Raw genomic sequence first — 8,338 nt, 5'->3', positions numbered from 1 at the left:
GGCCTCGGGGATGCCGCCACGCCCACCGTATGGGATGCTGTCCTGTCAACTCGATAAGGCATCCTTTATATCAGAAACTGCTCAACTCGCTTATCTATTTGCACCAGAGCCCGCGCGACTACGCATTGCTTCTGTTCCTGTACAACAGCGGAGCTCGCGCCGATGAAGCTGCGAAGTTGACCATCGGACGCTTGCAGCTCACCGAGCCGGCCTCTGTTCGCATACTTGGCAAAGGAAACAAGATGCGTGTGTGTCCCTTGTGGCCTACGACGTCCTCCGTCTTGATTCAACTCGTAACCGGGCGTAGTGCAGACGACACCGTGGACAAATCAGCCGATGACACGGTTCGGCATACATCGCGTCGTCACCCAATATGCCAAGCTTGCGTCCGAAACACATCTTACGATGAAAGATAAACGTATCAGTCCGCATTCGGTTCGACACACGACTGCGGTCCATCTGCTACGTGCCGGCGTCGATATCAACACGATCCGAGCCTGGTTAGGGCATGTCTCTTTGGATACGACACACATCTACGCCGAGGTCGACTTGGAAATGAAAGCAAAGGCGCTTGCTTGCGTCGACATCTCGGGCCTGCCCGCGGCATCAAGGTGCGCGACCACGCTGCCGTCACTGATGACGTTTCTGAAGCAACTTTAGCTTGTCGGAGGCATTTTTTATGTGCGGGCACGAGTCAGCGGTCATTGGACAAGCCCTGACTCGAAACCGTCGCCTCCACATAAATTTGGACGCAACATAGCCGCTGAAACGTTATGCATAACATTTCAGCGGCTTCAACGAACTGTACGAAAACGGCAACCGTGAGGCCGCATGCTGGGATCACGCGAGACGATATCTCTATGAAGTCCACGTGCGTACGCCAACCGAAGCAACAAGGCACGTGCTCGAACGGATCGGCGAACTCTATGGCATCGAGGCCGACATCCGCGGCAAACCAGCTGTTGAACGGCTGCGCGTACGACAGGAGAGAAGCTTGCCGTTGCTGGCGCTCATCAAGGCGTGGATGACGGAAAAACTCTCGACGCCATCGAAGAAGTCCGATCTGGCCAAAGCAATCAATTACTCGCTCAACCAGTGGGATGCGCTCGTGCTGTATTGCGAGGACGGTCGTATCGAGATCAGCAACGCTCTTGCCGAGAACGCTTTGCGCTGCGTCAGCCTTGGTCGCAAGAACTTCCTGTTCGCCGGGTCTGACAGCGGGGGCGAACGCGCGGCAGCAATGTACAGCCTGATCGGCACGTGCAAGCTCAATGACATCAATCCGCGCGCCTATCTCGAATACGTCCTGACCCATATCGCCGACCATCCCATCAACCGTATCGACGAACTGCTACCCTGGAACGTCGTCGCGAAACTGCCCCGGCACTCCAGTCTACCGACCTCAGCCGCCTGATCGCCAACTGGCGAGAACCCATCCCCCATCATGCCTCACACGCACGTCACATTGCGAACGGCCGTTGTGAGGTGCTTACTCAAGATCGGTCGGCGCGGATACTCGACTGTACACTTGCGTGCCACTGCATGACGGATATCCGCGTTCGCAGAAAATCATTGATAACGCCAAGCCCCAAATCCTTCCCGTTCTCGCTAATCAGCATCAAGTTCGTGCCGATCCCGCCGAGTTCTGGCGGTACCATTTCCAAGCGCTCAGTGCTGCTCTCATACCAGAGCCAGCCGAGCGAAATGCGTTCACCTTCGAACATGCACGTCCATTCCGTGTATCCGCCTGTCCGGGAGTCGAGGCCAGCCGCGCGAAGATCAGCCCGCACTTCATCGGCCTCTGCGGACCAGCAATGGATGAAGCGAAGCGCATTAAATTCGGCTACCTTTAGCCGCAAATAACCATCCATCAGCATCTGTACATTCTCCGGCTTTGTCATGTTGTTGAAGTGGCTGGGTAAATTTCGGAGTATGAAGAAGATCAAATCCCCCGTTCCGCTGTCTCCATTTTCCTGCGTTCAGACACCAATTGCGGTAGCCTGATATCAGTCTTTCAATCCGAGCCTTCGCGACACCGAGGAGTTGCCGCCGGAGCGCGGCGTAGTCGTCGCGTACGCATCGATCCGACAAGTGGTCCGAGCAGTTTGGGTCGCAGCTCACCCGTCACGCGAGGCGGCACGCGGTGTGCCGGGTTCGACCCGGTACCTTGACGAGATGGCCGCGCGCCTGCGCGGTAGGCTGTACTAGTACTACAACCGTAGATTTTTAATATCAGGAGGCGTACAGCTGCGCCTCCGATAGTGCGACTGTTGCGCGCGCCACTGACGCGTGCGCCGCCAGCTTGACCAGTTCAGCACATGATCGATCGTATGAACGGCGTGCCATAAGAGGCGGCACAACAACCGACGAATCTCCTGAACGCTGAGCGGTACCATGCCTTCAGGAGTTTTTTTTGCTGCGTATGCGCAAGGTGACGAGTGCGGCATGAGCGATCAGTGCCAGCGTAATGTGCCGGTACCATCCCTGCCATCGACGCACCTCGTATTGATCCAGGCCGCACTCGCCTTTGGTTGCTTCAAAGCCGATCTCGATTTCCCACCTGCGGCCTGCGACATTGGCCAGCGTCTGCCGTTTGGCCAGACGACGCGGCGCATAGACCACGTAGTATGCATGTTCACGCTTTTCGTCGAGACTGCGCCGAGCCAGCAGGTAGTGTCCGAAGCGGCGCTCCCTGGACGTAATCTGCAGGCGCCATAACGGCGTGAGCGCCCAGTCGTACCGACGCTCGCCCTTGGTCCCGGTGCCCACCGAAAGGCGTCGCCATGCCTGTCCGGGCAAACTCTCCACGATCCGGTCGGCACGCACATAATCGGGTCCCTTCCACCACAGCAGTTCATTCTTTGCGACGGCCATCACGAAGGGCTGTTCGCGCGACTCCAGCCATAGCCGCAAATGGCGGTCACCACCATAGACCTCGTCACCTGTGACCCAGCCACATGGCACGCCGTCATCCAGTGCCCGCTCAAGCATGACACGGGCAAGCTGTGGCTTTGTCGCAAACTTCACTGTATCGGGAACGCCCGCCGCCTTGCAGCGCGCGGGATCGTCGGTCCACACCTGAGGCACATAAAGTTCGCGGTCGATGAATGCGCTGCCGCCATGACCGGCATAACAGAGAAGCACACCGATCTGGCTGTTCTCGATACGGCCTGCTGTGCCGCTGTACTGACGTTGCACACCGACCGAGTGCAGCCCCTTCTTGACGAATCCAGTCTCGTCCACGATCAGCACGGCATCACGCTCGCCCAGCCGTTCGATAACGTACCGGCGCAGAACGTCGCGTGCGCCATCGGCATCCCACTGCGCCCGCTCGCGCAGGTGTTGCACGCCGTCGGGTGTGGCCTCGCCAATCCATTCGGCAAGTTGCCATCCGTTCTTGCGCTCCACAGTCCCGAGCAGGCCTTTCAGATAAGCCATCGACCGCTGTCGAGGTTCCGGACGCCTGAACAGACCGGCAAGCCGCTCGTGCAAATCTTCCAGCTCGCATTCCCATGCCTTCTCAACCATCTGCATAAGTCTTTATTCATGTAGTAGTACTAATTTAGTATAGTAAAAAAAATGTACGATTGTAGTACTAGCTGTGGCGTGTGGCGAATGAATATGGAGCGGAGCCGGACGCGCTGCTGCAAAAGCAGCTGTGACAAGGTAGCTGCGGGCGCTTTTTCTGACGCGTGATGCGCACACTTGCCAGCGTGAAGCACGTGCTAACCAAGGGCGTGGCCCGGGTCAATCCGCGCTGAAAACCGCCATCTTCCCATGCGCGAACTTCACATACATGGATTTCGTGACCCACGACATACGCGGGCCCTTCTTTCTCAGCCTCGGTCCGATCTGGAAGCACTTTGCGTTGCGTCGGCACTATATGAAGCCGGCACTCGTGGTGCCACCCTCAACGCCTGCCCGCGTGGCGCTAGTGGACCACTGAACTGACTAGCATCGTCACCTTCTGATCAGGATTCTTCGCTTATCGTCTGCATTTGACCGGTATTCGCCAGGTTGACAATGCCCCTCCACCTGCCGCCCCCCTCCTGATCTTCAGGCTAGTGGACAATGATACCGGAACTGGTGGGTGCTGAGAGGCTCGAACTCCCGACCTACGCCTTGTAATGGCGTCGCTCTACCAACTGAGCTAAGCACCCGTTTCGTGATTTCTCAGCTAACGGGGGACTGCTCCAATAATCCGTAAAGCTTCATGCGACCTATCCGAAGAGCCAGTCAAACCGCTAGTCGCAAAATCCGTTGCTTGTGTAACTGATACCAGCATAATGACCTGCCATCAAAAATGGCTAGCTGTTACTTTATATAGGTGAATTTTTTTATCGCCCATCTAACATTGGTAGGATAACAAATCTAGAGGCTCCATATATGACTCAAGAAACCGCAGGACAATTTGATGAGTTAGCCATCCTATACGAGGATATGGCGACTTGGCCATTTCGCAAGGAAATTGAAATACCCAGCGTCTTGGCGGCGTTGGGCGATGTTCGCGGTCTGGATTTACTCGACTTCGGTTGCGGTACCGGTATGTATGTGCGCTCGCTGAAAGCCCGCGGAGCAGCACGAGTTGTCGGCTATGACTTATCCCAAGGCATGCTCAACTATGCACGACGCCGCGCTGAAAAGGAAAGTCTTGACATTGCGTTTATGTCCTCACTCGGTGAAGATCTGACGGGACAATTTGACGTCGTGCTCGCCGTCTACGTGTTGCCGTACGCAAGAACGCCAGGGGAACTGCAGTCGATGTGCGCGGACATGGCGCGCCTGCTTCGTCCGGGAGGTCGACTTATCACCCTGCCAATCCACCCGGAGTACTCGCCATCGCCCTCCTACTACGAGCCGTATGGGTTTCGACTGGTGGCCGACGATCCTGAAACAGCGCCTTATATCGATGGTGGTCGGGTACGCCTCGACCTGTGCTTCCAACATTACCAAACCAGCGTGGACGCGTGGTATTGGTCGGACCGTACGCTCAAGGCAGCACTGGGCAAGGCGGGTTTCACTGCAATCAACACGTTCAACCCCTATGCGCCTGCCTGTCCGGATATCAGCAAAGTACCCACCAAGTTGCGTGCTTACCTTGACAGGCCGCATGCTGTTGTTATCGACGCGACTCGCGGATGATCTCATGACGCCACACGAATCGACGTCTCGGCGCATCGGCGCCCCCCATCAAATGGTCAATGCCTTTGACACGCGCGTATCTTCCGGAATAAGTGCGGTCGGCGAGCACGACTGGGATGCACTCGTCTCCGACAACAACTTCTTCAACAGCCATCGATGGCTCGCCAGTATCGACAATGCATTGGGTAATAGTGAAGTTCTCACTGTTTGGAGTTCGTCCGGCCTCGCTGCGGGATGCGCGCTATGGGACGGTGAGCGAGTCTCCGGCCTCTTCTATCTGCCCGACTATTTCACGGACATGCGCGGGCCTTGGCAGGAACCGTTCCTCTGGCTCGGCGGCCGTCGCTCTACACACAATGAAATTCCATGTGTAGCGGGGGAGCGGCGCACGCAATATCTGCGGAAGCTGGGACTTGCCGCGGCCGACATCGCGGCAAGACGCGGTCTCGCTGGCTTTGTCAGTCCATATATGCCCGTTCCGGTCGCTCTGGAATTCGCCGGTGCGACCGGTGGTACTCTGCTGCTGCACTCGGCCGAGGCCGCAGCACCAATCCCTTCAGGGGGCTTGCCGGAGGCTATGGCTGCGTGGAAGTCGCACGATCGGGTTCAAAGCAAGGCGGAAATTTCCGCTTTCGAGCGCAAAGGCAACCGCATCGAATGGACGCCGATCAATGAGAACATTGAGGCACTTGCCGCTCGACTGGTAGCCGAAAACCGGGCGCGTTACGGCAGCAAGCAGGGAAGTGCGTGGATGGCCCGCCTGCTTACAGGACAAAGGCAGGCTGGCGTGCTGCAATCGGCCGTCGCCGCGGTTGCTAGCCGCGGCGATGCCGTAACGGCGCTGACCATATTTTACCGATTCGGCGAGGCATTCCACGCCCGCTACTTTGGTTGCGACTACGACCTACCAGACAACGATTTCCGGTACTTCGTCCTGACTTATTACGCCCCGGTCAACTACGCAGCGGCCAAGGGGTTGAAGCATTTTCGCCTATCAACTTCCGCACTAAAAGCCAAGGCCCGTCGCGGCGCCAGAATCGAGCCGCTTGCGGCGGTCGTCAAATTGACGGGCTCGGCTTCGCTTGAACCCGACGACGTTGAGCGCCACAACAATAGCTTCGTCGGAACGTTTCAGAGGGAATACGCGGGCCATCTCAGTCATGAATGGCCGATCGTGAATTGCTGATCCAATCACCGGAGGTCGAAATGCTGCATCTCGTCTACTTATTGCGCCCATCTGCTCACGCACGCACCGACATGAACGCATTCTGGTCGTGGGTCCGCGATCGGCAAGCATGGTTTTACGCCGGCCTCGATATGGCGCGCGATCCGCGATGGTACGTCCGTACGATCGGGACCGATGTGCACTCGCTCGAACACACGATTTCCTTTGCGGATGAAGCGGCATGGGGCGTCTACCGCCTCGAAGTCTCCCGCCGCTCACGGGACATCGCTTGGGAACGGCGACGCGTGGAACAGGAGCTTTGGTGGGAGATTCTGGAGGCACGCATCCTGAACGACGCACCGATCCCCCGAGTCGATACCATCATCTGATGGAGCTTGCCATGGCTGAGCACCGTGCACTTCAGGAACGGGCATTCTGGTTGATACGGAACACCCGCTTTATGACACTGGCGACGGCCGACGCAAACGGTGATCCGTGGGCGTCCACCGTCAACTACGTCCTGCTTTTAGATCATCGGATTCGTCTGCTCTGGCACTCGATGAGGAAGGCTCAGCACTCGGCCAATCTCGCCGCACGGCCTAGAACAACAGGCGCGATATTCCGAACCGATCTATCGACGGAACAGTCCCCTCTCACGCTTGACGGGCTTCAATTTAGTGGCAGCGCTCGCGCGGTCCCTGAACAGCACGTCGTCGACATACATGCGGTGTACTATCGCTTGAATTTTCCAGACGAATCCGTCCGCAGAACGTTTATGTTGCCGATAGATGAATTCGTCGCGGAGGGCGGACGGCGCTTCTACGAACTGACGCTCGATGCCTGGTGGCTGCTCGACATCGACCAATGGCTGGTTGACAAGGAAGATCGTCGCATCGCGCTTCCCCCTCCTGACCAGTTCGTGCAGAATTTGCGCGCCACACTTACCGATAGTCCATGAATCCGCTATTTTCTCGCCTCCATCGCAAACTTGTCGTCTCCTGCCAGGCGCTCGCCGATGAACCTCTATTCGGCCATATGGACGTTGTCGCGCGCGCAGCGGCCGAGGGAGGGGCCGCCGGCGTGCTGACGAATGGCTATGCCGAGATTGCGCAAGTAAAAGCGGCCGTGGACCTGCCGGTCATCGGCGTGATCAGCCAGAGATATCCAGATGCAGAAATCGCGTTGACCGCGACACTATCGGAAATTGACACCATCTGGCGGGCGGGGGCTGACATTGCCGGCCTCGAGGCAACCAAAAGGCGTAGACCTAACAACGACACGCTCGATGCCTTCTATCTACGCATTCGCGCTCGCTATCCGTCCCTGCTGTTGATGGCAGAAGTCGCGACAGCCGACGAAGCGTTGCATGCACAAGCGCTCGGATTTGACTGCATTTCCAGCGCGGCGTTCGGCTACACTCCTGAGACTTCGGGGCGGAAGCTTCCTGACAACGATTTTGCGGCGTTTCGCGCGCTCCGTTCAGTCGTGACGCGCTGCCCGCTCGTCGGAGAGGGGAGGATTGAAACGCCGTCTCAAGCCGCTCAGGTATTACATTGTGGCGCCGACTTTGTCGTGGTTGGTAGTGCCATCACTCGGCCTCAAACCATTACGGCTCGCTTTGTTCACGCTATGCACGAGACGTGAGAACGAGGGTTGTGTCACGATAACGAAGAGGGATGATCGGGAGACTAATATGAGAATGACGGCTCTGATGTGATGGACGACTCCCGCTAAGCGGCAAGCAAGGGATTGTGCCAAAGTGGACAAGTTGTGATATCCACGGCAAAGGAGTGTTCATCATGAACATAGCGACTGTTGGACTGGACCTGGCCAAGAACGTGCTGCAGGTTCACGCCGTCGATCTGAAGGACAGGTCGTTGTACGCAAACAGCTCAGACGCGCGGATGTACTCCGGTATTTGGCTCTGGTGCAAATAGATAAGCGAGTTGAGCAGTTTCTGATATAAAGGATGCCTTATCGAGTTGACAGGACAGCATCCCATACGGTGGGCGTGGCGGCATCCCCGAGGCC

At 57.3% G+C, this 8,338-nt stretch carries 8 protein-coding genes, 1 tRNA gene and 2 pseudogenes; 8 read left to right on the top strand and 3 right to left on the bottom strand.

Annotated elements, in window-relative coordinates:
• Positions 1-29: 29 nt before the first annotated feature.
• A pseudogene (locus tag HV796_RS46175) lies at positions 30-660 on the top strand (tyrosine-type recombinase/integrase).
• A 124-nt stretch (positions 661-784) separates the two neighbouring features.
• Positions 785-1,414, top strand: a pseudogene (tnpC, locus tag HV796_RS38950) (IS66 family transposase); the annotation flags it as partial.
• A 79-nt stretch (positions 1,415-1,493) separates the two neighbouring features.
• Here the strand turns inward: tnpC and HV796_RS38945 are convergent.
• The 3 genes from HV796_RS38945 to HV796_RS38935 all read right to left on the bottom strand — a co-directional run bounded on the left by HV796_RS38945 (position 1,494) and on the right by HV796_RS38935 (position 4,160).
• Positions 1,494-1,946, bottom strand: coding sequence for a DUF4902 domain-containing protein (locus HV796_RS38945; protein ID WP_175233113.1), 453 nt, complete (start codon positions 1,944-1,946; stop codon positions 1,494-1,496).
• Positions 1,947-2,400: 454 nt separating this feature from the next.
• Positions 2,401-3,528 carry an IS701 family transposase gene (locus tag HV796_RS38940; RefSeq protein WP_175233115.1) on the bottom strand — a complete coding sequence of 376 codons (1,128 nt, stop codon included), beginning with the start codon at positions 3,526-3,528 and terminating at the stop codon, positions 2,401-2,403.
• Between the two features lie 556 nt (positions 3,529-4,084).
• Positions 4,085-4,160, bottom strand: a tRNA-Val gene (locus HV796_RS38935).
• A gap of 226 nt (positions 4,161-4,386) precedes the next feature.
• On the opposite strand from HV796_RS38935, the gene HV796_RS38930 reads away from it, so the two are divergent.
• The 6 genes from HV796_RS38930 to HV796_RS38905 all read left to right on the top strand — a co-directional run bounded on the left by HV796_RS38930 (position 4,387) and on the right by HV796_RS38905 (position 8,244).
• Complete coding sequence (locus HV796_RS38930) at positions 4,387-5,142, top strand: class I SAM-dependent methyltransferase (RefSeq protein WP_175233112.1); 756 nt, start codon at positions 4,387-4,389, stop codon at positions 5,140-5,142.
• A gap of 4 nt (positions 5,143-5,146) precedes the next feature.
• Positions 5,147-6,328: a peptidogalycan biosysnthesis protein gene (locus HV796_RS38925; protein WP_175233111.1), complete on the top strand. Its 1,182-nt coding sequence runs from the start codon at positions 5,147-5,149 to the stop codon at positions 6,326-6,328.
• The gene (locus HV796_RS38920; RefSeq protein ID WP_217478165.1) at positions 6,307-6,696 is read left to right on the top strand and encodes a hypothetical protein; all 390 of its coding nucleotides are present in this window, start codon (positions 6,307-6,309) and stop codon (positions 6,694-6,696) included. Before HV796_RS38925 ends, HV796_RS38920 begins: the two co-directional genes overlap by 22 nt.
• 11 nt (positions 6,697-6,707) lie before the next feature.
• Positions 6,708-7,265 (top strand): pyridoxamine 5'-phosphate oxidase family protein, encoded by a 558-nt coding sequence (locus HV796_RS38915; RefSeq protein ID WP_175233110.1) that lies wholly within the window; start codon positions 6,708-6,710, stop codon positions 7,263-7,265.
• A complete protein-coding gene (locus HV796_RS38910) occupies positions 7,262-7,951 on the top strand; it encodes a putative N-acetylmannosamine-6-phosphate 2-epimerase (RefSeq protein ID WP_175233109.1) in 690 nt (229 codons plus the stop codon). The genes HV796_RS38915 and HV796_RS38910 overlap by 4 nt, the downstream gene beginning before the upstream one ends.
• 155 nt (positions 7,952-8,106) lie before the next feature.
• Entirely contained in the window at positions 8,107-8,244 is a 138-nt protein-coding gene (locus tag HV796_RS38905) for a hypothetical protein (protein WP_175233108.1), read from the top strand.
• Positions 8,245-8,338 lie beyond the last annotated feature (94 nt).

Source organism: Paraburkholderia humisilvae, assembly GCF_902859855.1.
GTDB classification, from domain to species: domain Bacteria; phylum Pseudomonadota; class Gammaproteobacteria; order Burkholderiales; family Burkholderiaceae; genus Paraburkholderia; species Paraburkholderia humisilvae.
The sequence above is the reverse complement of the archived record's forward strand: the minus strand, read 5'-3'. Positions and strand labels throughout refer to the sequence as shown.